Source organism: Blautia wexlerae DSM 19850, from assembly GCF_025148125.1.
GTDB classification, from domain to species: domain Bacteria; phylum Bacillota; class Clostridia; order Lachnospirales; family Lachnospiraceae; genus Blautia_A; species Blautia_A wexlerae.
Genome location: NZ_CP102267.1, coordinates 674,713 through 696,480 on the forward strand (window position 1 = coordinate 674,713; position 21,768 = coordinate 696,480).

The following is a 21,768-nucleotide window of genomic DNA, read 5'->3' on the forward strand; positions in this document are numbered from 1 at the left end:
GCAGGAATGGGGAAGCTCTTTTAAGCCCCTCATTCCTGCTCTCTGTCTATTCCTTCGGCATTTATATTATTGCCAGAAATTTCCGATCCTATTCCAGAGGTCGGGTGTGGGCAGAGCCCACAAAAGGCAATGATCATGATGCCTTACTTGTCATGCAAAAAAATCGAAAATGATGTATATAATTTTCCTACATGGCAATACTGTAAGTACAAAGATATATTCGACAGCCGCATAATCATTAATTCGACAGCAAAATTTTACATATCTATTTCTTATCAGAAAGATTTACTTTCCATAGACACAAGAATTTTTACACCCTCTAAAAGCTTCACCGTTATCCTGCTTCTGCTTTAATTTCCGGAATACTTCATCTGCATTCTTATCTTTCAGATAAATCGGTTAGGTACTCCCCTATTTGTTAAGTATAGTCCTCATTCGTGCCTTGAAAATGTCTTCGGCTGTTCTTTTGTCTTTTATCATTTGTAAGGATTTACGTTTGTCCTCCTTTATATGCTCATTTTACCAGAATATACTTCATTTCTCCAGTCGAAATTGTGAAAAGACAGGTTGACTTTTCGACAGTGTATTATTTACTCTGGAAAAAGAAAATTATTTTTATTAAAATTGCAACTTTACCATTCAAAATCCGTCTTATCTTATGAAGGCAAATAAAAGAAACGTGAGGTGAAAAAAGTGGAAGATACAGTAATTATCAATCTGTATTTTGACAGATCAGAAAAAGCCATACAGGCGACCGAAGAAAAATATAGCAGGTACTGTTTTAGTATTGCTTGGAATGTTCTGTATGATAAAGAAGACTCCAATGAATGTGTCAATGATACATGGCTAGCCACATGGAACTCCATACCACCCAGAAAACCGGCAATTCTGTCTGCTTTTCTTGGAAAAATAACCCGAAACCTGGCAATTGACTGTTTTCGCAGGAAAAAAGCTGCAAAACGGTCAACAGAGCACATATTAGAATTATGCAAAGAACTGGAAGAGATAGAGGATGTAACAGCATATTCTTTGAATGATGAAATCCAGAGAAAAGAGATTCTGGAAATCCTTGAAAAATTTCTGGAATCCCTGAAAAAAGGTGATTGTGACATTTTTATACGACGCTACTGGTATATGGACAGCATCAGTGAAATTTCAGCCCGGCATGGAATTTCGGAAAGCAGAATCAAATCCAGTCTCTATCGAAGCAGAAAGAAACTATGGGAAAGGGTGAAACATTTATATGGAAAAAGGATTTAAGACATTAGAACTGATCGGTGATCTGGATGATAAATACATATATGAAGCTTCTAAACCATGGAAAAAACAGCATCGTTTTTTCCATATACAAAGGAGTTGGAAAACAGCAGTCGCCGGGATCATATTGCTTATTATGGTTGGATGCACATTAAGATATCAGGAAGATGTAAAAGCAGCATTACAGAGAGTAACTTCATGGATCGGACAGGCATTGGGAATTAAGAACGGTGATACCGATTCTTATACAAATGTTGTAGGAAAAAGCATTTCAAGAGATGGAATCACCATAACATTAAATGAGATTGTGATGGACAGCAAAAATTTATGGATTGCGTATTACGACAGCGAAGATTCAGACGCAGATATGAAGGATGCGGTGGAAGACAAACTTTTATATACAGAAGTATGCATTAACGGTCAGGAAATTCAGCAGGGCTTAGGCCAAAGAACAGTTAATGCTTTCTCAGAAAATCCAATAACAGTGGAAGATTTCACAATCGGAGAAGAAGTTAACACTGAGGGAACTGTAAACATAGAGTTCAAAGTCTGGCCGATTGCAATGGACGATGCTGATACATGGGAAAATGTTCAGAAAATACAGGCTGATACAGAACCTTATACATTTAAACTTGCGACATCAAAAGAAGAGCTGGAGAAAAACACTGTGGATTTAAATCTGAATCAGAATATTAAAATGGATTCCAATGTCCTGAACCTCACAGAATTCAGATGGAATCCATTCGAAAGTACAATTTACGGAATGTATCATGGAACAGTATATATTGACAGTGATTATTATCTGATTGGAACAGACGATCAGGGAAACAAAATCTGCTATCAGGAAACAGGAAGAAATGGTCAGGAAACTATGTTCCGGCAAACGATAGGTCTATATCCCGGATATGAAGAAATCTCCCCGGAAGCAAACACAATCACATTACAGTTATATGAAGTAAAAAACGACACAGCGCATCAGGTGTCTGAAGAAAAAATGGATAAGGATCCCTCTGATGATATCTACGAAGAATCCACAGTCTATGTATATAATGAGGGAGAAAGCCCCACAGATGATGCAATACCAATAGGAGACAAGTTTACAGTACAGATAAGATGAAAATGAAGAAGACATATTATTTAAACAAAGATGTTCTGCCGACAATCCCGGTACCACATGATTGTATAATTAAAAAAATCCGTATAGAGCACAAATGGCTAATATTTACCTTTGACAATGATACATCCTATTATGATTCTGTCAGAAAACTTAGCCCAAACATCAGGAATTTGATTTTGAAATATCATCTAAGTAATCCAGAAGACTTTTCTGTATATAAGTGTAGTAAAACTTTAAAACGAATCTTAAATAAAGAATGCTATATACGCCAGAATACCAGGAAAATTACAAAATTACCCCGCAAACGTCTGGAATATTTGTACCATAATGTAGGATACTGTTCGATTATAACTAAGTTGCATTCAGATGCTCCTGTTATGATAGATGCAGGGGTTGATTATCTGGTATATGAGTGGATAGAATAGTATGACTAATGAAGTAAAATATATATCTTTGTAGACGTTACATCCTCGAAACGTTATACTATTTCCATAAACTAATCGAGGTGATCCCAAAATGAAAAACAAAATCCTGGTAATCGAAGATGACAGAGCAATTTCCGAATTATTATGTATGAACCTAACCATAGCTGGATACGAAACAGTAGCCGCCTACGACGGAATAGAAGCCCAGCGCCTATTGCTATGGAATGAAGATGCAGACCTTGCAGTTGTCGATATTATGCTTCCCGGCAAAGATGGCTTTGCTCTGATGGAAGATTTCCGCGCAAAGAATCTCCCGGTGATCTACCTTACTGCAAAAGATGACGTAGCATCCAAAGTAAAAGGCCTGAAACTCGGTGCAGAAGATTATATGGTAAAGCCTTTCGAAATGTTGGAACTTCTTGTACGGATTGAAAAAATCCTTGAAAGAACCGGCCGTGCAAAGAGAATTCTCACAATCAAAAATATTCAGGCAGATCTCCAGAGCCATCAGATTCTGAAAGATGGGATTCCCGTAAACCTGAAACCACTGGAATACGATCTCTTTATCCTGCTCTTACAGAACAAAAACATCGCACTTGGAAGAGAAGAACTATTAAAACGTGTCTGGGGCGAAGAATATCTGGGAGAGAGCAGAACTGTAGACGTGCATATCGGCCAGCTCCGCAAGAAACTGGAGTTGTACGATGAAATAAAAACAATCCCAAAACTTGGCTATCGACTGGAGGACTAACCGCTATGAAGTTGTGGAAACGGACAGTAGCACTTATGCTGATAACACTTTTGTGCTCTCTGATACCGGTCGGTGTCCTGAGCCTGTATGTCACAGGAAAAAGAAGCCTGAATAATGCTGCTGAAACCTATGGACGACAGCTTGCAAATGGAAAAAATCTCCTGGAACAATTCTGGGACAACAGTAAATATGAGCAGATGTCAGAAACAGGAAAAAAATCTTATCTGGAATTCCAGTTTCTGAGATGCTGCGGTGAGAAAATGCTCCTCATTAATTCCGAAAGTAAAGAAGCCGTAGTAAACCGCACAGATTATGAGATTGTCAGCATGGATAATCTCGGTTTAAACAACAAAACGGATTCCTATGAGTACAAAATCCAGAAACTGAATCACAAATACTTACTTTTACAGCATGCGCTGCTTACAAATCCAGAGGGTTACGAAATACTTTCAGTCCGTGATGTTACTTCTATGTTTACGGAACTGAGACAGACGGCAGCCTGGTTCCTGGGAATCTATCTGGCAGTATTTTGCATTGCTGGTCTGTTTATCTATCTAATGATGAAGCGGACCGTACAGCAAATGGAAAAACTGCAGGAAGTAGCCGGAAAACAGGAAATGCTTATGGGAGCACTTGCCCACGAAATGAAAACACCTCTTACTTCTATTATTGGATATTCAGACACTCTGCGGCATGTAAAACTAAACGATGAACAAAAAGACCGTGCCTTGGAACATATCAGCCGTGAGGGAAAAAGACTTGAAAAACTTTCCGGAAAAATGCTCCAGATGCTGGGGCTCCATCAGAATGATTCAATAAAAATGGAGTCACACTCTATAGGAGAACTGCTGGAACATGTAGTTCAGCTAGAGGCAGAACAGGCAGCGCAGAGACAGATACAATTGCAGACAGAATACGAAGATTTTTCTATGAAAATGGATGATGAATTAATGGAAAGTCTTCTTGTAAATTTGATAGATAACGCTCTCCGTGCTACAGAAGCAGGAGGTCGTATTACCGTAAAAGCATATAAAGAATCGGGTAGGAAAATTCTGGAAGTTGCAGACAACGGTCGGGGAATCCCACAGGAAGAACTGGGAAAAATTACGGAAGCTTTTTACATGGTAGACAAATCCAGAAGCCGCCAGGAGGGCGGAGCAGGACTTGGACTTGCGTTATGTGTAAAAATCGCAGAAGTTCATGGAGGCAGACTGGACATCACAAGCCAGCTTGGAACAGGAACGAAAGTAAGAGTAATATTTGATAAAAAAAGATAAGGATTTAACCTGATCAAACAAATATTCTGCTTCAATTATGAATAACTGACCGATCCAGACGGATTCACTCGTTATTACATGGACAATATTAAACAGATGAAATTTACAACTTGTTTACATCTTGATGAATACATTAGAAGTACAGTATGGTACTCTTTTCTTATAAGAAGAGGGTACCTTTTTTAACTAAACTGCGAAGCAGATGATTTTATCCGCTTGACTGAATCAGGAATGTAAAGAATGCGGATAATTTTATCTGACTGACCAAATTAAGCAGCAAAGAAAATATTTTATCTGCTCAGCTACATATGCGAAAGGAGGAGAAAGAAATGAAGAAAATAAAAATATTTGTGGGAGTTTTTTTATGTATGAATCTTTTTACAATATCAGGATGTGATAAGGTCATTCATTCTGCTGTTGTAGAAGAAAAGGATAAGACTGCTGCAAAGAAAGAGGAAAACAAAGAGAAAGAAACAGTTCAGAAAACAGTCACTGAACAGGTGCAGGCTCCGAAAACCTACCAGACAACCATCCAGTCCGATCTAAGATCCGCAGAACGAACAGATCAGGAAAATCCTATGAAATTTACCCTGACAGCCGATGCTCCGATAGAAGTGCCGGATGTGGGTGCCATATGCCTGAAAAATGTAAAAAAAGTGACAATTTCTGAAGAAGAGCCACAGAAAGTACTGGATACTTTTGCCAAAGGGCAATTGTTGAAACAAGACTATGATGGATTGGCAGAAACATATGAGGTGGATGGACTGACGTACCAGTATACAGGTACATTCCCCGATTTAGAAGCATTTAGTTTTTGGGAAGAATATGCTGCGTTTGATGATGTGAACGAAGAAAATATGTCTCAGGATGAGAAAAAACAAAGAGCAGAACGATTTCAGAATTATATAAAAGCAGGAAATCAGAATATGACTGATGACGGCGCAGAAAATTATGTAAAGGATATTGTTTCTGGAGAATGGCACCTGTTTAACAGTGCATCAAAAGAACTCACAGAAGAAAACTGCACTTTGGAAAAGACCTCTTTTTTCTTTGAAAGAATGGTCGATGGTGTACCTGTTAATTATATACGGAATTCTTATCTGTCATATGATGAATTATCCCGTCCCTGGATAGATGAAGACGATAATTTTCATGAAGCGCAGTGCGATGTGTGGGATAATGAATCGCTGACAATGATTTTCTGCAGCGGAACACTTCAGAGTTTCCAACACAGTGATCCAATTGAGGTATCAGATGCTTCAGATGAAGCATTGTTTCTTCTGCCATTTGATGAAGTCAAAGATATTTTTGAAAATACGATTACCATGCAGATTATGACAGAACAGGAATACCATCTGCCGGCAGTAGATGGCATAAGTTTCTGTCGTTATCCATCTGTTGATGCACAGAGTGTTGAGATGACAATAACTAAAGTTCAACTGGGATATATGCGTGTGCGGGAGGGTAACAGCAGTACAGAGGGAAGTCTGATTCCGGTATGGGATTTCTATGGAACCTGGAATTCCCAGGAACCGGGTTACGCGGATGGCAGTAATGAAATGGTTATAGATAGCGTTACTATGGATCGCATCGGGGTACCACTTCTCACAATTGATGCACGAGATGGCAGTGTCGTACAAAGAGTACAGAGCGGACCATCTACTACGTTTCCTGGTGGTATTGGAGAATGTGAATAAACCGTAATAAAAAAAGTGCAGTGTTTATCTGGTTAAAATAGAAATGAAACCGGAAATATGGTATGATTGGGACAACAATTAAAACCAGAGCGTGTTTGAAAATAATTTCTACAATCTGCATGCTCCAGATATTAAGGAGGATACAACAATGGATGCAAACATGAAAAAAAGAAACGAGCTTTTGGCAAAAACAGTGATTAAGGGACTGGAATCCCGCAATATGTCCGGGTATTATGCACAAGATAAAGAAGTAGCATTAAAGCAGGCCCTGGAACTGATCCCAAACGGAAGCACAATCGCCATGGGCGGATGCATGAGTGCACATGAGATCGGTCTGGTCAAAGTCCTGCAGGAAGGAGAGTATAATTATATTGACCGCGCAAAGCTTGAACCTCGTGAGGGACTTATGGCAGCCTATGATGCAGATTTCTTTTTATCCAGTGCCAATGCAGTCACAGATGATGGCGTCCTTGTCAATATTGACGGCAATTCCAACCGTGTATCCTGCATTGCCCAGGGCCCGAAAAAAGTAATCTTTATTGTAGGTATAAACAAAGTCTGTCCGGATCTTGACAGTGCAATGAAGCGTGCCAGAAATGTGGCAGCTACAGCTAATGCGCAGAGATTTGATATCAAAACTCCATGTAAGGAAACCGGAAAATGCTTTAACTGCAAATCCCCGGATACCATCTGCTGTCAGTTCCTGATCACCAGATATTCCAGACATAAAGACAGAATCCATGTGATTCTGGTAAATGATACGCTGGGACTTTAACCGAATCAAGTAAGTTCCCTGCCTCGATTACGAATATCGGATTGCCCCCGAATAATAAAAAGAACAGTCTCATTGACGTATAATAAGTCAGAGGGGCTGTTCTTTTTTGGAAAATAATAGGTCCTGAAAAATCAATATCTGTATCATGTAAATCAATTCCGGAATGGTTTCTAATATGGAATTCTAATATAATATCCATGCGGCAGAAGGATAACCATATAAAAGAACAGATACAGGTTAGAGCGTGTCTGAAAAATCATTCCCGCAATCTGCACGCCCCACTTTGCGGGATATTTCACCCGAATTCAGTTGCCGTAGCCCGCTACGGCGCCCTCATCCGGGCAAAATATCCCACAAATTGTGACGCACATCTTGCAGAAAGCCTTTTTCAGACACGCTCTAGCACTTTTGCAGCTTAAGAGAATTGTATTCACCGGGATTGCATCCGAATTGTCGGCGGAATGCCCGGGCAAAACGGCTGGCGTTGCTGAAGCCTGTCATATCTGCAATCTGGATCATAGAATATTGGCAGCTCTGAACCAGAGGCAGACTTTGGTTGACACGATATTCTTCCAGATAGCCGGTAATTGTCTTGCCGGTCATTTTTTTGAACAGGCGGCAGCAGACCTCTCTGGACAGATGAACCTGGTCTGCCAGTTCCTGTAGAGAGATTACAGATCCAAAATGCGTATTAAGATAATCCAGCATTTGTTCCAGCCTTTCCAGTTCCAGCTGGTTGGCCGGAATAAATTTTGCAAGATCATTCTGGTGTTCGCAGAGAATCATACCGAAAATTTCACAGAGAAGCCCCTTAATCTTCAACTCATAACAGAAGGTCTTCTGATCAAAGAGTGCTTCTGTTTCATTGAGTTTTTGGATCACAGTCCGGGTACATGAGTTTCCGGAAGTAAGAAGGATGCAGGGGACAGAAGAATTCTGGAGAAAAGGACGAAAACATCTGCGTTCAACATCACTTCCGTATTCGCCGTATATGAAATCCGGACGTGTCAGAAAGGTACTGTATCTGGCATGACTGTTATTAGGTGAGTGACAGCTATGGGGGACATTTCGGTTCAGAAGAAGAACATCTCCAGGTCTTACAGTGTAGCTTTTCTGATACACCTGATAGATAGCTTCTCCTTCTCTGGGAAGACTGATCTCCAGGTCATTGTGCCAGTGGATAGGTACGCTTTTTCCCTCAAATGCCCACAGGTCATCATGGTTAACGGTCATGGGAAAACCGACAGTCCCATGTTCACAAAGTTCGCGGTTGGTTTCATCTACAAGAATTTTACGCATAGCCATATTACAGTTCTCCGATTTTATTATATGTACACTGTGATGAATTGCTCACAGAAGCATGAGCATCAATACGATCTGACAATTTATCACAGGATATATTCATTTACAATGCTTGTTATAGTCACAATTATAACGTTGGTATGCACATCGTGCAAGGAGAGGAGTAAGAAACATGGCAAGATCAAAAGAGATGGATCTGACTACAGGCAATCCGTTCCGGTCACTGCTGAAATTTGCGATTCCTGTAATTCTGGGAAATCTGTTTCAGCTTTTTTATACACTGGCGGACTCTGTGATTGTAGGAAAAACGCTGGGAGCAGACTCCCTGGCAGCAGTAGGTTCCACCAGTATTATTATTTATTTTGTATTCTGTTTTATCAATGGATTCACAGGTGGATTTGGTATCTGTCTGGGACAGAAATGCGGGGCAAAGGATGAAAAAGGAATGCGCAAGAGCGTTGCGGTTTCCGCACTTTTGAGTATTGCCTTTACAGTAGTGCTGACCCTGATCTGCTGTCTGCTTTCACACCAGATCCTGCGTTGGATGCAGATTCCTGCTGACATTTCCGGTGAAGCATATGACTATATGTTTGTAGTTTTGCTTGGCACAGGTGCTACCGTTTTTTATAATATGATCTCAAATATGCTCCGTGCATTGGGAGACAGTAAGACACCATTGTATTTCCTGGTATTTTCATCTGTATTAAATATTTTTCTTGATATTCTGTTTATTGTACCGTTTCATATGGGGGTGGCTGGTGCTGCATGGGCGACTATTCTGTCACAGTTCTTTTCCGCAGTGCTGAGTCTGGTTGTAGGACTGAAGAATTTTCCGATTTTGCATCTGCACAGGGAAGATTTTACAGATTTAAAAGACACGGCAGTCCTGCACCTGAAGACCGGATTTCCTATGGGATTCCAGATGTCTGTCATGTGTATCGGACAGCTTGCCATGCAGGCAGTGGTAAACTCACTGGGTACTGCAGCAGTTGCAGGATATACCGCAGCATCGAAAGCAGATCAGCTTTCTGTACTGGTAAACAATGCAATGATGACCGCAATTTCCAACTATGTGGCTCAGAATTTTGGTGCAGGCAGATGGGACCGTATCCGTCAGGGTGTGCGTGCCTGTCTGATTCAGACAGAAGCATTTAACCTGATCATGTGTATTGGAATTCTGCTGCTGAGACATCCGATCGTAAGAATGTTTCTCTCAGATCCCACAAAAGAAATCTATCACTATTCAGATATGTATCTGACGATTGTAGCTCCCTTTTACTTTGTGCTTGGACTGCTGGCAGTATACCGTACATCCATCCAGAGCATGCAGAATGGCAAAGCACCTTTTGCTGCCTGTATGATTGAACTGGTTATGCGAATTGCTGCAACAGTAGGTCTTTCCGGAATTATCGGATATACATCTGTATGTATTGCCAGTCCAATGGCATGGATCGGAGCCTGTGCACTTCTGATCCCGGTTTATTATAAGATGATGAAAGGAAATTGTGCAGCATTACTGAGAATGGAGTGACGAGTGCAAGTAACAAAATTGTTACTGTTCACATACCACTATCCCGCGAGGTGTTTTGGCATGAATATGCCAAAATCCCGAGACATACAAGCCAAAATTCCATTGCCGCAGGCAATCTGGAATGAATTTTGGCTAAGTTACTGTGAACGGAGTGAACAGTAACACAAGATTTTGAGATAACAGCCGCAAGGTGACACTTTACAATGGAAAAACGGATAAAAATGTGCTATGCTATCTATCAACAGACAGAAATCCGTTGATTAAGGAGAGTGAATTATGCGTTTTGTAATTCAGAGAGTAATGCATTCAAAAGTGACAATTAATGGTGAAGTACGAGGCCAGATAGGCAAGGGCTTTATGGTTCTTATCGGAGTAGGAGAAGAAGATACCGTTGAAATCGCAGATAAAATGATCCATAAAATGGTTAATATGCGTATTTTCGAAGATGAAAACGGTAAGACAAACCTTGGCCTGAAGGAGGTGGGCGGAAGTCTTCTGCTTATTTCCCAGTTCACATTATATGCTGACTGTAAAAGAGGAAACAGACCTTCCTTTATAAGAGCAGGGGCCCCTGATATGGCTGAAAATCTGTACAAATACATAATTGCCAGATGCAAAGAACACATTGATATTGTCGAGCAGGGAGAATTTGGGGCAGATATGAAAGTGGAGCTTGTGAATGCCGGTCCCTTTACAGTCATATTGGACAGTAATGAATTATAATTATCTGTAACTGTTCAGTATTTTACGGCAGATTGCTGGATGATTATCATTATCTATAACAAGAAAAAGATATGAAAAAAGCAGTTATAAATTATCAGAAAACAACAGGAATTGCAAGAGAGGAGCAGATTTATGAAAATCGGATTTATCGGATGCGGAAATATGGCTTCTGCCATGATCAGTGGTATGCTGAAAAAAGGACTTTATAAAAAAGATGAGATTATTGTTTCCAATCTTACAGAAGAAGGAAGCAAACGAAGCAGAGAAAAGCTGGGAGTGGTTACAACCCTGGATAACCATGAAGTGGTAAAAAACACAAAACTGGTTTTCCTGGCCGTGAAACCGCAGTTTTATGAAGAAGTGCTGAATGAAGTAAAAGATGAACTGACACCGGAACACACAGTTGTAGGCATTGCGCCGGGGAAAACTCTTGCCTGGTTAGAAGAAAAATGTGGACAGCCTCTGAAAGTGGTAAGAATGATGCCGAATACTCCTGCTCAGGTTGGGGAGGGTATGACTGGTGTATGTGCCAATGAGAAAGTATCAGCAGAAGAACTGGCTCAGATCTGTGAGATCACAGACAGCTTTGGACGTACAGAAGTAGTTCCGGAGCGTCTGATGGACGCAGTAAGTGCTGTAAGCGGATGTTCACCTGCATATGTTTTTATGTTCATAGAAGCAATGGCAGATGCTGCGGTAGCCCAGGGAATGCCAAGAAAACAGGCTTATCAGTTTGCTGCACAGGCTTTACTTGGAAGCGCAAAAATGGTACTGGAAACAGGCATGCATCCGGGAGAACTGAAGGATATGGTATGTTCACCGGCCGGAAGTACCATTGAGGGAGTAAGAATCCTGGAACAGAATGGATTCAGAAGTGCTGTTTTTGAAGCTCTGAATGGAGCTGCTGAAAAAGGTAAAAAGATGTAATCTCAGTAACTCTAAGGCTCTGAAAATCCGCTAAAACCACAAAAAATCCGCTCAAACTCGCCGCAAAGCGGCTCAGACAGTGAGCGGATTTTTTATAACGCGAATTTCCAGAACCTAAGAGTTACTACAATTCCTGCAAATGCATATTAACAGAACAATATTTCGGAGCTGTTTTATTATAAATTCCTCTGACTCAGATGACTGTTGTGGTATTTACCGGAGTTTGTAACATCTTCTCCAAACCATACAGGTGGATTATAGCTGAGCGCCTGTTCTTCAGAAAAAAATTCCACTTCTGCGAGATAGAGTCCCTCATAGGGGGCATCAAATATATCCAGTTCAATGGTGAGTCCATCCTTTTCAGGAATAAGATAGCGGGTTTTGGAAATAAGGATTCCGTCAGCTTTTGGACGCATATGTTCGTAGGATTCTTTTGTAAGTGGAAGATTATATTCTTCGCGGGTCATAAGACCTTTGGATTTATAGGTGAGATAGTAGTTATCATCCTCTTTGCGGATACGGACTACCGGTGCGGTGGATAAATAGCCCTGTTCGAGTTTATGGTGTGGATAAGCGTCAAGATCTGCTGGCAGATTTTCTTTGGATATTAAAAATTTACGTTCGATTTCCATTTAAATTTCCTCCATAGAGTTAAAATGTGTCAATCCTTTAGTTTGTGCTATAATGATAATAGCATAGATGAAAAATAATGAAAACGCATATTTTACTTAAATCAAACGGTGATATCGTTACTGTTCACTCCGTTCTCAGTAACGTAGCCAAAATTCATTCCAGATTGCCTGCGGCAATGGAATTTTGGCTTGTATGTCTCGGGATAGTGGTGTGTGAACAGTAACATGATATCTGCTTAATGTAAAATAGATAAAAATGTTGTGGGGAATGAAGAAGAAAGTAGGAAACAGCATGGGACAGGAGGAAAAATATATGGATGAATACATAAAAGAAATATCAGAAAAAATTGAAGATAAAAAAGAATATTATGCCAAAATCAGCGATAAAATCTGGGAGTATGCGGAGCCGAGATTTCAAGAATATAAATCTTCTGAATTACTTCAGCAGACATTAAAGAAAGAGGGATTTTCCATAAAATCAAATCTGGCAGGAGAGGAAACAGCATTTATTGCAGAATACGGTTCCGGAAAACCGGTTATAGGATTTCTTGGCGAATTTGATGCCCTGCCGGGACTTTCGCAGAAAGCAGATACTACCGAGAGAATCCCGGAAGAAAAAACATCAGATTCAAAATATGAAAGCGTGCCGGAAAGAGAAAAGAAACAAAATCCAGGTTCAGGATATACTGATAATTGTGGCCATGGCTGCGGTCATCAGCTTATCGGAACAGGCACCCTTGCCGCCGTCATAGCATTAAAAGACTTCATGAAAGCACACAACCTGAAAGGAACAATCCGCTACTACGGCTGCCCAGCCGAAGAAAACGCAGGCGGCAAAGCATTCCTTGTACGTGACGGCTATTTCAATGACTGCGACCTCGCCCTCTGCTGGCACCCGGAGCAGGGACGACGCGCATGCTACGGAAGCACCAAAGCAAACTTCAGAGTCTTCTTCACATTCTACGGAACCCCGGCACACGCCTCCATGTGCCCGGAATTAGGCCGTTCCGCACTGGATGCAGTAGAATTAATGGACGTAGGCGTAAACTACATGCGTGAACACATGATAGACGAAGCCAGAATCCACTATGCCATCACCGACACAGGCGGAGATGCCCCAAACGTAGTCCAGTCCAGAGCCCAGGTACTCTACGCCATCCGCGCCCCGAAGATCACTCAGGTAAAAGAACTCTACAACCGCGTATGTAATATAGCCAAAGGCGCCGCCCTCATGACCGAAACTACCGTAGAAATCCGTCAGGTGGCTGCCTATTCCAATTTAATCTCCAGTAAAATCCTTGCAGACCATATGAACACCTACCTGGAAAAACTTGGCCCGATTCCATATACAGAGCAGGAATATGCCTACGCACAAAAATTCCAGCAGTCCCTCTCGGATCAGGATAAAAACCAACTCCCTACAATCGCCCGGGACTACTTTGGATCAAACGCCGCCGAAGCCATGAAAAAACCAATCTTCCAGCCAATAGCCAGCCAAAACCTGTACAGCGACCTCAAATACTCCACCGATGTAGGCGATGTAAGCTGGATTGTCCCAACCGTCCACCTCAACATCCCCACATTCGCCGCAGGAACCGCCCTCCACTCCTGGCAGGCAGTAGCCCAGGGCAAATCCTCAATCGCTCACAAAGGAATGCTCTACGCCGCCAAAATCATGTCCCTCACAGCTCTGGATTTTTTACAAAATCCAGAACTGGCAAATCAAGCCAGAAAAGAACTGACAGAAACATTAGACGGAGAAACATATCCCAATCCATTGCCGAAAGACTTGAAACCAGAGCTATGGTAAAAATAACATTTTGCCAGTTCCCAGCGCGAAGCCATCTGTCTCCTGGGGTGAATTTGACGAGTCTTAGTAACTCTTAGGTTTGGGAAATCTGCGTTATGGAAAAGAATCGCAACGTGTCTGAGCGAAGTTTGCAACGGAGCGAGTTTTGCATTCTTTTTCATGTTTTTAGCAGATTTATCAAACCTTAGAGTTACTTAGGCTCACGAAACTGAACCCCAGGAGACAGATGGCTTCGCGCGTCCCTACCCAATCCAAACAAACATTGTAACTATCCATAAAAAATGCTATAATCCATTTCAGAAAAACAAGATAAAAATCTTAAAAAATACAACAATCAGGAGGCACAAAAAAATGAGTAAAAAAGTATACATCTTCCTCGCCGACGGATTCGAAGACATTGAAGGTTTGACCGTAGTAGACCTTCTCCGCCGCGCCGGAATCGACATCAAAACCGTATCTATCAAAGAAACCACCAGGATTCAGACATCCCACGGCATCACCATGCTCACCGACGCCATATTCGCTGAAACCGACTTCGCCGACGCCGACATGCTCGTTCTTCCTGGAGGAATGCCGGGAACCAAATACCTTGCCGGTTACAAACCACTCATCGACCTCCTGACAGACTTCAACAATAAAGGCAAAAAAATCGCAGCCATCTGCGCAGCTCCAAGCGTATTTTCCGGACTGGGATTCCTCAAAGGCCGCAAAGCAACTTCCTATCCGTCATTCATGGAAGTTCTCTCCAAAGATGGCGCAGTAACAAGTGAAGACAGCGTAGTAGTAGACGGAAACATAACCACCAGCCGCGGCCTGGGAACGGCTGTAGACTTCGCACTCTCCCTGATTTCACAGCTCGAAAATGAAGAAAAAGCAAAAGAAATCGCAGAATCTGTAGTTTACACACGTTAAAACATCCCAAAACCCTTATTTTTATGCGAAAAAACACTAGCACTTTTGGATTTTTTGTGCTATACTGCTACAATGACTGTAAATATATAATTGAGTTATAAACAGACTTCTTGCGTTACTGACACAGAGTGAACAGTAACTCTCCCGCTTCTGCAATGGTGGGAGCGGAGCTCAGACTTGAATATATAGAAATAGGTAAAAACTGTGAATGATATAACGCAGCTGAAAAACCAGTCGCAAAATATAACCTGAATTTAAGGAGGAACATTGTAACATGAGTTTACAGGTGGAAAAAATGGAAAAAAACATGGCGAAACTTACTATCGAAGTTGCCGCTGAAGATTTAGAAAAAGCAATGCAGAATGCATACCAGAAAGCAAAAGGAAGAATTTCTATCCCTGGATTCCGTAAAGGAAAAGCTCCAAGAAAAATGATCGAGCAGATGTATGGCAAAGGAGTATTCCTTGAGGATGCTGTTAACGCTCTGATTCCGGAACACTACAGCAAAGCATTAGCTGAATGCGAACTTGAGATCGTTTCCCAGCCGACAATCGACATTACACAGGCTGAGCCTGGAAAAGCATTCATCTTCACAGCAGAAGTTGCTGTTAAACCGGAAGTTACATTAGGTGATTACAAAGGTGTAGAAGTACCGAAAACTGAAATCACAGTAACAGACGAAGACGTAGAAGCTGAACTCAAGAAAGAGCAGGAGAAAAACTCCAGAACAATCAGCGTAGAAGACCGCGCAGCTCAGTTAAATGATATTGTAACAATCGACTTCGAAGGATCTGTAGACGGAGTACCTTTCGATGGCGGACAGGCTACAGAGTATCCTCTGACACTTGGTTCCAACACATTTATCCCGGGATTCGAGGAACAGCTTGTTGGTGCTAAAGTTGGCGATGATGTAGACGTAAAAGTTACATTCCCTGAAGAATATCAGGCAAAAGAACTTGCAGGTAAAGAAGCAATCTTTAAATGTGCAGTTAAGAAGATCGAAGCAAAAGAACTTCCTGAACTGGATGATGATTTTGCAAAAGATGTCTCTGAGTTCGATACACTTGCAGAGTACAAAGAGCATGTAAAAACAAATCTTGAAGATAAGAAAGCAGACGAAGCAAAACGTGCAAAAGAAGATGCAGCAGTAGATAAAGCAATCGAAAATGCACAGATGGATATTCCGGAAGCTATGCTTATGACACAGTGCCGTCAGATGCTTGATGATTTCAGCAGAAGAATGCAGTCTCAGGGATTATCCATGGATCAGTACTTCCAGTTCACAGGCATGACTGCTGACAAGATGATGGAAGACATGAAACCACAGGCATTAAAGAGAATCCAGACAAGACTGGTTCTTGAGAAAGTAGCAGAAGTTGAGAACATTCAGCCAACAGAGGAAGAAGTAAATGAAGAGATCTCCAAGATGGCTGAAGCATACAAAATGGAAGCTGACAAGTTAAAAGAATTACTTGGAGAGCGTGAACTTGAGCAGATGAAGAAAGACATGGCTGTACAGAAAGCAGTTACTGTTATCGCTGACGCTGCTAAGGAAGTTTAATTTTAAAGTAATCGAATTTTAAGAACCGAAAAGAGACAGGCTCAGATGTCTGCCTCTTTCGGAAAAAAGTCAGCCGCGTAAATGGAGGCGTTTATATGAGTTTAGTACCTTATGTCATTGAACAGACAAGCAGGGGAGAGAGAAGCTATGATATCTATTCAAGGCTTCTGAAGGACAGAATCATTTTTCTTGGTGAGGAAGTAAATGATGTGAGTGCAGGACTGATCGTATCACAGCTTCTTTTCCTGGAAGCAGAAGATCCTGGTAAAGATATTCAGCTGTATATCAACAGCCCGGGCGGTTCCGTAACAGCCGGCATGGCGATCTATGATACCATGCAGTATATTAAATGCGATGTTTCTACCATTTGTCTTGGAATGGCTGCCAGCATGGGCGCCTTTCTTCTGGCAGGCGGTGCAAAAGGAAAGAGATTTGCTCTTCCGCATTCCACTATCATGATCCATCAGCCATCCGGCGGTGCGCAGGGACAGGCAACAGAGATCCAGATCGTGGCAGATCATATCGCACAGACAAAGAGAACTTTAAATGAGTTATTGGCTGCAAATACCGGTCAGCCGATAGAAGTTGTTGAGCGTGATACAGACCGGGACAACTATATGACTGCTGAAGAAGCAAAGGCATATGGACTGATTGACGGTGTAGTCATGCATAAATAATGCGAAAGATAAGACTCCTGTGAATCGTCACAGGAGTCTTATTAGTTAGTATAGAGAAAGGACAGACATAAATTCATGGCAGAAAAAATGAGAGAAGGAAAAGTAAGATGCTCCTTTTGCCAGAAGACAGAAGATCAGGTAAGAAAGCTGATCGCAGGTCCGGATGGCAAAGTATTTATATGTGATGAGTGCATTGGCATCTGCTCAGAGATCATGGAGGAAGAATTAAATCCTTATGATGACGAGGTTTTGAATTCTGATATTAATCTGTTAAAACCGGAAGAGATCCATGCAGTTCTGGATGATTATGTAATTGGTCAGGATGCAGCAAAAAAGGCTCTTTCCGTTGCTGTTTATAATCACTATAAAAGAATCCTTGCATCAAAAAATTCTGATGTAGAGCTTCAGAAGAGTAATATTCTGATGCTTGGACCTACAGGTTCAGGTAAAACTCTGCTGGCTCAGACACTTGCCAGACTTCTGAATGTACCGTTTGCTATTGCAGATGCTACCACACTGACAGAAGCCGGATATGTAGGAGAGGATGTTGAGAATATTCTTCTCAAGATCATTCAGGCAGCAGATTATGATATTGAACGTGCACAGTACGGAATTATCTATATTGATGAGATTGATAAGATCACAAGAAAATCTGAGAATCCATCCATAACCCGCGATGTTTCCGGTGAAGGCGTACAGCAGGCACTTCTGAAGATTCTGGAAGGTACAGTGGCAAGTGTTCCGCCTCAGGGCGGCCGCAAGCATCCTCATCAGGAGTTTCTTCAGATTGATACAACAAATATTCTGTTTATCTGCGGCGGTGCTTTTGACGGAATCGAGAAGATCATTGAGTCCAGACAGGATACCAAGTCCATCGGTTTCGGTGCAGAGGTTTCTGTTAAGGAAGACAGAAATGTAGGTGAGATCCTGAAGGATGTAATGCCGGAAGACTTTATCAAATTCGGCCTGATTCCTGAGTTTATCGGTCGTGTGCCGGTAGTTGTAACTCTGGATGCGCTGGATGAGAATGCGCTGATCAGTATTCTGAAAGAGCCGAAGAACTCACTTACCAAACAGTATCACAGATTATTTGAACTGGATGGTGTTGAACTTGATTTTGAAGATGATGCACTTGAACTGGTCGCAAAGAAATCTCTGGAACGTAAGACAGGAGCCAGAGGTTTGCGTGCGATCATGGAAGGTTCACTGATGAATCTGATGTATAAGATTCCGTCAGATGACACGATCCGCAAATGTACAATTACCAAAGATGTAGTAGATGGCACCGGTGAGCCGGAGATCGTCCGCGGAGAAGCTCCTGCACAGGCGAAGACAGCCGGAAGCAGAAGAACGTCCCGGACACACAAGAAGGATAAACCGGAAACAGCCTGATGAAAGGGACTGAACAATAAATGACAAATCAGAATATAGTGCTGCCTGCGATCGCTCTCAGGGGGACTACCATCCTTCCCGGGATGATCGTTCATTTTGATGTGAGCAGGGAGCGTTCTGTCAAGGCGATTGAAGCTGCCATGCTTCATGACCAGAAGATTTTTCTGGTTACTCAGATTGATCCTGAGGTGGAATCACCGGATCTGGCAGGTGTATATCATGTAGGAACCATTGCCTATATCAAACAGGTTGTGAAACTTCCGCAGAACCTTTTGCGGGTACTTGTAGAGGGAACGGGAAGAGCCACACTTGTGAAATTTGAGCAGGAGTTTCCGTTTATCAGAAGTGAGATCACACCTGTTGATGAAGAAGAAATGCAGATGCCGGAACCAGTGATGGAAGCCATGCACAGAAGCCTTAAGGAATTATTCCACAGATACTGCATGGAAAATGGAAAAGTCAGCAAAGAGCTGGTAGCACAGATTTTAAATATAGATAATGTTGAGGAACTGGTTGAGCAGATTGCCGTAAATATTCCTTTATCTTATCAGAATAAGCAGAAGATCCTGGAGGCACTTACACTGGAGGAACGTTATGAAGTTCTGGGTGCAATCCTTGGAAATGAGATTGAGATCATGCAGATTGGCAGAGATCTCCAGAAAAAAGTGAAGGCCAGAATTGATAAGAATCAGAGAGAATATATTCTCAGAGAGCAGCTGAAACTGATACGTGAGGAACTGGGTGAGGATAATACTGCGGATGACGCAGAGGAGTTTAAGAAGAAACTCCAGGAACTTCAGGCCGGCGATGAGGTAAAAGAGAAGATCAGCAAAGAAATCGAGAGATTTAAAAATACCAACAGCAATGTATCCGAGAATGCAGTACTGCGTGGTTATATTGAAACCATGCTGGCACTTCCGTGGGAGAAGAAATCCACAGATTCTGATGATCTGAAAGAAGCATGGAAAGTACTTCAGGAAGGTCATTACGGTCTGAAAGATGTGAAGGAGCGTGTGATGGAGTTCCTTTCCGTCCGCAAACTGACACATAAGGGAAAAAGCCCGATCCTTTGTCTGGTAGGACCTCCCGGAACAGGTAAAACCTCCATTGCCCGATCGATTGCAGAAGCAATGCATAAGAAATATGTACGTATCTGTCTGGGCGGTGTGAGAGATGAGGCTGAGATCCGGGGCCACAGAAAGACTTATGTAGGAGCAATGCCGGGAAGGATCACTGCAGCATTACAGCAGGCAGGAGTGAGCAATCCTCTGATGCTTCTGGATGAGATTGATAAGACCAGCAGTGATTATAAAGGAGATACTTCTGCGGCACTTCTTGAGGTGCTTGATCCGGAACAGAACAGCAGATTTATGGATCATTATATAGAGGTTCCACAGGACCTTTCAGAAGTACTGTTTATTGCAACTGCAAACGATGTTCAGGGCATTCCGAGACCACTTCTTGACCGTATGGAACTGATCGAGATCGCAGGTTATACTGAGAATGAGAAGGAACATATTGCAAAGGAACATCTGATTCCGAAGCAGATGGAAGAGAACGGTATCGAGAAAGGTAAACTGACAATCCAGTCAGCGGCTCTTAAGAAGATCATCAACAATTATACAAAAGAGGCCGGAGTTCGAAACCTGGAGAGAACCATCGGACAGATATGCAGAAAAACTGCACGTCTGATCATGGAAGAAGATAAAAAGAAAGTTACAGTGACTTCAAAGAATCTGTCAGATTTTCTTGGAAAAGAGCATTTTAACTATCTTATGGCAAATAAGAAAGATGAGATTGGTATTTCCCGCGGGCTTGCCTGGACACAGGTGGGCGGCGATACACTGCAGATTGAAGTCAATGTAATGCCCGGCAAGGGTGAGCTGATGCTTACCGGACAGTTGGGTGATGTTATGAAAGAGTCTGCACAGGCAGGTATTACTTACATTCGTTCCATTGCTTCTGACTATAAAGTTGAGCCGGAATTTTTCCAGGAAAACGATATTCATGTGCATATTCCGGAAGGGGCAGTACCAAAAGACGGACCATCCGCAGGTATTACCATGGCAACTGCAATCCTTTCCGCAATTATTAAGAAGCCGGTAAGGGCAGACCTTGCAATGACCGGTGAGATCACACTGAGAGGAAGAGTTCTTCCGATCGGCGGTTTGAAAGAAAAACTTCTTGCGGCAAAATATGCTAAGATTAAAGAGGTGTTAGTGCCGGCAGAAAACAAACCGGATATTCAGGAATTAGATAAGGAAATCACAGACGGACTTACCATTACCTTTGTAAGTTCGATGAAGGAAGTGCTGAACAGGGCACTGGTATAAAATAAATGGTCAGTCGGTAAGGATTGACCATTTGTTGTGAAAAAGTGAGGAAATCAATGGTTATTAAGAATGTATCATTAGATATCGTATGTGGTATCACCAGTAAGCTTCCGGATACTGACAGACCGGAGGTTGCATTTGCAGGAAAATCAAATGTGGGAAAATCATCTCTGATCAACGGACTGATGAACCGGAAATCTCTTGCCAGAACAAGTGCACAGCCGGGAAAAACACAGACCATTAACTTTTATAATATCAATGAAGCCATGTATCTGGTAGACCTCCCGGGTTACGGATACGCAAAGGTTTCACAGTCTGAGAAGGAAAAATGGGGCAAGATGATCGAAAGATATCTTCATACATCCAAAAACCTGAAGGCGGTTTTCCTTCTTATTGATATCCGTCATGATCCGTCTGCAAATGACAAGATGATGTATGACTGGATTCTGAACAATGGCTATGAGCCGATCATTATTGCAACGAAGCTTGACAAGCTCAAACGAAGCCAGGTTCAGAAAAATATCAAAGCAATCAAAGAAGGGCTGAAGCTGAGCAAAGATGGCATTATTATTCCTTTCTCTGCTGAGACGAAGCAGGGAAGAGATGAGATCTGGGCTCTGATTGACGAGTTGACCGGACTGGCAGCTACTGAAGAAGCCTGAAAAAATA

Annotated in this window: 18 protein-coding genes and 2 pseudogenes; 17 read left to right on the plus strand and 3 right to left on the minus strand. The window is 42.0% G+C overall.

All coding sequences use genetic code 11. The annotated features are described in order from the left end of the window. The first annotated feature begins 693 nt into the window (after positions 1-693). The 6 genes from NQ550_RS03070 to NQ550_RS03095 all read left to right on the plus strand — a co-directional run bounded on the left by NQ550_RS03070 (position 694) and on the right by NQ550_RS03095 (position 7,299). Positions 694-1,260, plus strand: a complete 567-nt coding sequence (locus tag NQ550_RS03070; RefSeq protein WP_025581103.1) for an RNA polymerase sigma factor — start codon at positions 694-696, stop codon at positions 1,258-1,260. Further along, complete coding sequence (locus NQ550_RS03075; protein WP_025581104.1) at positions 1,244-2,374, plus strand: DUF4179 domain-containing protein; 1,131 nt, start codon at positions 1,244-1,246, stop codon at positions 2,372-2,374. Before NQ550_RS03070 ends, NQ550_RS03075 begins: the two co-directional genes overlap by 17 nt. Positions 2,375-2,890: 516 nt before the next feature. Continuing rightward, positions 2,891-3,550 (plus strand): response regulator transcription factor, encoded by a 660-nt coding sequence (locus NQ550_RS03080; protein ID WP_025581106.1) that lies wholly within the window; start codon positions 2,891-2,893, stop codon positions 3,548-3,550. Positions 3,551-3,555: 5 nt separating this feature from the next. Beyond that, positions 3,556-4,827: a sensor histidine kinase gene (locus NQ550_RS03085; RefSeq protein ID WP_025581107.1), complete on the plus strand. Its 1,272-nt coding sequence runs from the start codon at positions 3,556-3,558 to the stop codon at positions 4,825-4,827. Positions 4,828-5,156: 329 nt separating this feature from the next. Beyond that, the gene (locus NQ550_RS03090) at positions 5,157-6,524 is read left to right on the plus strand and encodes a DUF6034 family protein (protein WP_025581108.1); all 1,368 of its coding nucleotides are present in this window, start codon (positions 5,157-5,159) and stop codon (positions 6,522-6,524) included. Positions 6,525-6,672: 148 nt separating this feature from the next. Beyond that, a complete protein-coding gene (locus NQ550_RS03095) occupies positions 6,673-7,299 on the plus strand; it encodes a lactate utilization protein (RefSeq protein ID WP_025581109.1) in 627 nt (208 codons plus the stop codon). Positions 7,300-7,469: 170 nt separating this feature from the next. Here the strand turns inward: NQ550_RS03095 and NQ550_RS22400 are convergent. Then, a pseudogene (locus tag NQ550_RS22400) lies at positions 7,470-7,658 on the minus strand (DUF6783 domain-containing protein). Between NQ550_RS22400 and NQ550_RS22405 the strand changes: the two are divergent. After that, positions 7,608-7,718, plus strand: a pseudogene (locus tag NQ550_RS22405) (DUF6783 domain-containing protein); the annotation flags it as partial. The pseudogenes NQ550_RS22400 and NQ550_RS22405 overlap by 51 nt on opposite strands. Here NQ550_RS22405 and NQ550_RS03100 read toward each other — a convergent pair. Next, positions 7,699-8,604: an AraC family transcriptional regulator gene (locus tag NQ550_RS03100; RefSeq protein WP_025581310.1), complete on the minus strand. Its 906-nt coding sequence runs from the start codon at positions 8,602-8,604 to the stop codon at positions 7,699-7,701. The pseudogene NQ550_RS22405 and the gene NQ550_RS03100 overlap by 20 nt on opposite strands. Before the next feature lie 169 nt (positions 8,605-8,773). Between NQ550_RS03100 and NQ550_RS03105 the strand changes: the two genes are divergently transcribed. The 3 genes from NQ550_RS03105 (at position 8,774) to proC (ending at position 11,782) form a co-directional block, all read left to right on the plus strand. Then, the gene (locus NQ550_RS03105) at positions 8,774-10,132 is read left to right on the plus strand and encodes an MATE family efflux transporter (protein WP_025581309.1); all 1,359 of its coding nucleotides are present in this window, start codon (positions 8,774-8,776) and stop codon (positions 10,130-10,132) included. 276 nt (positions 10,133-10,408) lie between these two features. Beyond that, entirely contained in the window at positions 10,409-10,855 is a 447-nt protein-coding gene (gene dtd, locus NQ550_RS03110) for a D-aminoacyl-tRNA deacylase (RefSeq protein WP_025581325.1), read from the plus strand. Positions 10,856-10,987: 132 nt separating this feature from the next. Continuing rightward, positions 10,988-11,782 carry a pyrroline-5-carboxylate reductase gene (gene proC, locus NQ550_RS03115; RefSeq protein WP_008706006.1) on the plus strand — a complete coding sequence of 265 codons (795 nt, stop codon included), beginning with the start codon at positions 10,988-10,990 and terminating at the stop codon, positions 11,780-11,782. A gap of 176 nt (positions 11,783-11,958) precedes the next feature. On the opposite strand, the gene NQ550_RS03120 is transcribed toward proC, so the two are convergent. Then, entirely contained in the window at positions 11,959-12,414 is a 456-nt protein-coding gene (locus NQ550_RS03120; protein ID WP_025581326.1) for a CYTH domain-containing protein, read from the minus strand. 268 nt (positions 12,415-12,682) lie between these two features. Between NQ550_RS03120 and NQ550_RS03125 the strand changes: the two genes are divergently transcribed. From NQ550_RS03125 to yihA, 7 genes are all read left to right on the plus strand, one after another. Continuing rightward, entirely contained in the window at positions 12,683-14,224 is a 1,542-nt protein-coding gene (locus tag NQ550_RS03125; RefSeq protein ID WP_049947384.1) for a M20 family metallopeptidase, read from the plus strand. 351 nt (positions 14,225-14,575) lie between these two features. Then, positions 14,576-15,136 carry a DJ-1 family glyoxalase III gene (locus NQ550_RS03130; protein WP_025580707.1) on the plus strand — a complete coding sequence of 187 codons (561 nt, stop codon included), beginning with the start codon at positions 14,576-14,578 and terminating at the stop codon, positions 15,134-15,136. A gap of 274 nt (positions 15,137-15,410) precedes the next feature. Further along, positions 15,411-16,697, plus strand: a complete 1,287-nt coding sequence (tig, locus tag NQ550_RS03135; protein WP_008705993.1) for a trigger factor — start codon at positions 15,411-15,413, stop codon at positions 16,695-16,697. Between the two features lie 95 nt (positions 16,698-16,792). Next, positions 16,793-17,374: an ATP-dependent Clp endopeptidase proteolytic subunit ClpP gene (gene clpP / locus NQ550_RS03140; RefSeq protein WP_008705991.1), complete on the plus strand. Its 582-nt coding sequence runs from the start codon at positions 16,793-16,795 to the stop codon at positions 17,372-17,374. A 75-nt stretch (positions 17,375-17,449) separates the two neighbouring features. Further along, positions 17,450-18,766 (plus strand): ATP-dependent Clp protease ATP-binding subunit ClpX, encoded by a 1,317-nt coding sequence (clpX, locus tag NQ550_RS03145; RefSeq protein WP_025580708.1) that lies wholly within the window; start codon positions 17,450-17,452, stop codon positions 18,764-18,766. Positions 18,767-18,786: 20 nt separating this feature from the next. Then, the gene (lon, locus tag NQ550_RS03150) at positions 18,787-21,099 is read left to right on the plus strand and encodes an endopeptidase La (RefSeq protein ID WP_025580709.1); all 2,313 of its coding nucleotides are present in this window, start codon (positions 18,787-18,789) and stop codon (positions 21,097-21,099) included. Positions 21,100-21,155: 56 nt separating this feature from the next. Continuing rightward, positions 21,156-21,761, plus strand: a complete 606-nt coding sequence (yihA, locus tag NQ550_RS03155) for a ribosome biogenesis GTP-binding protein YihA/YsxC (protein WP_025580710.1) — start codon at positions 21,156-21,158, stop codon at positions 21,759-21,761. Positions 21,762-21,768 lie beyond the last annotated feature (7 nt).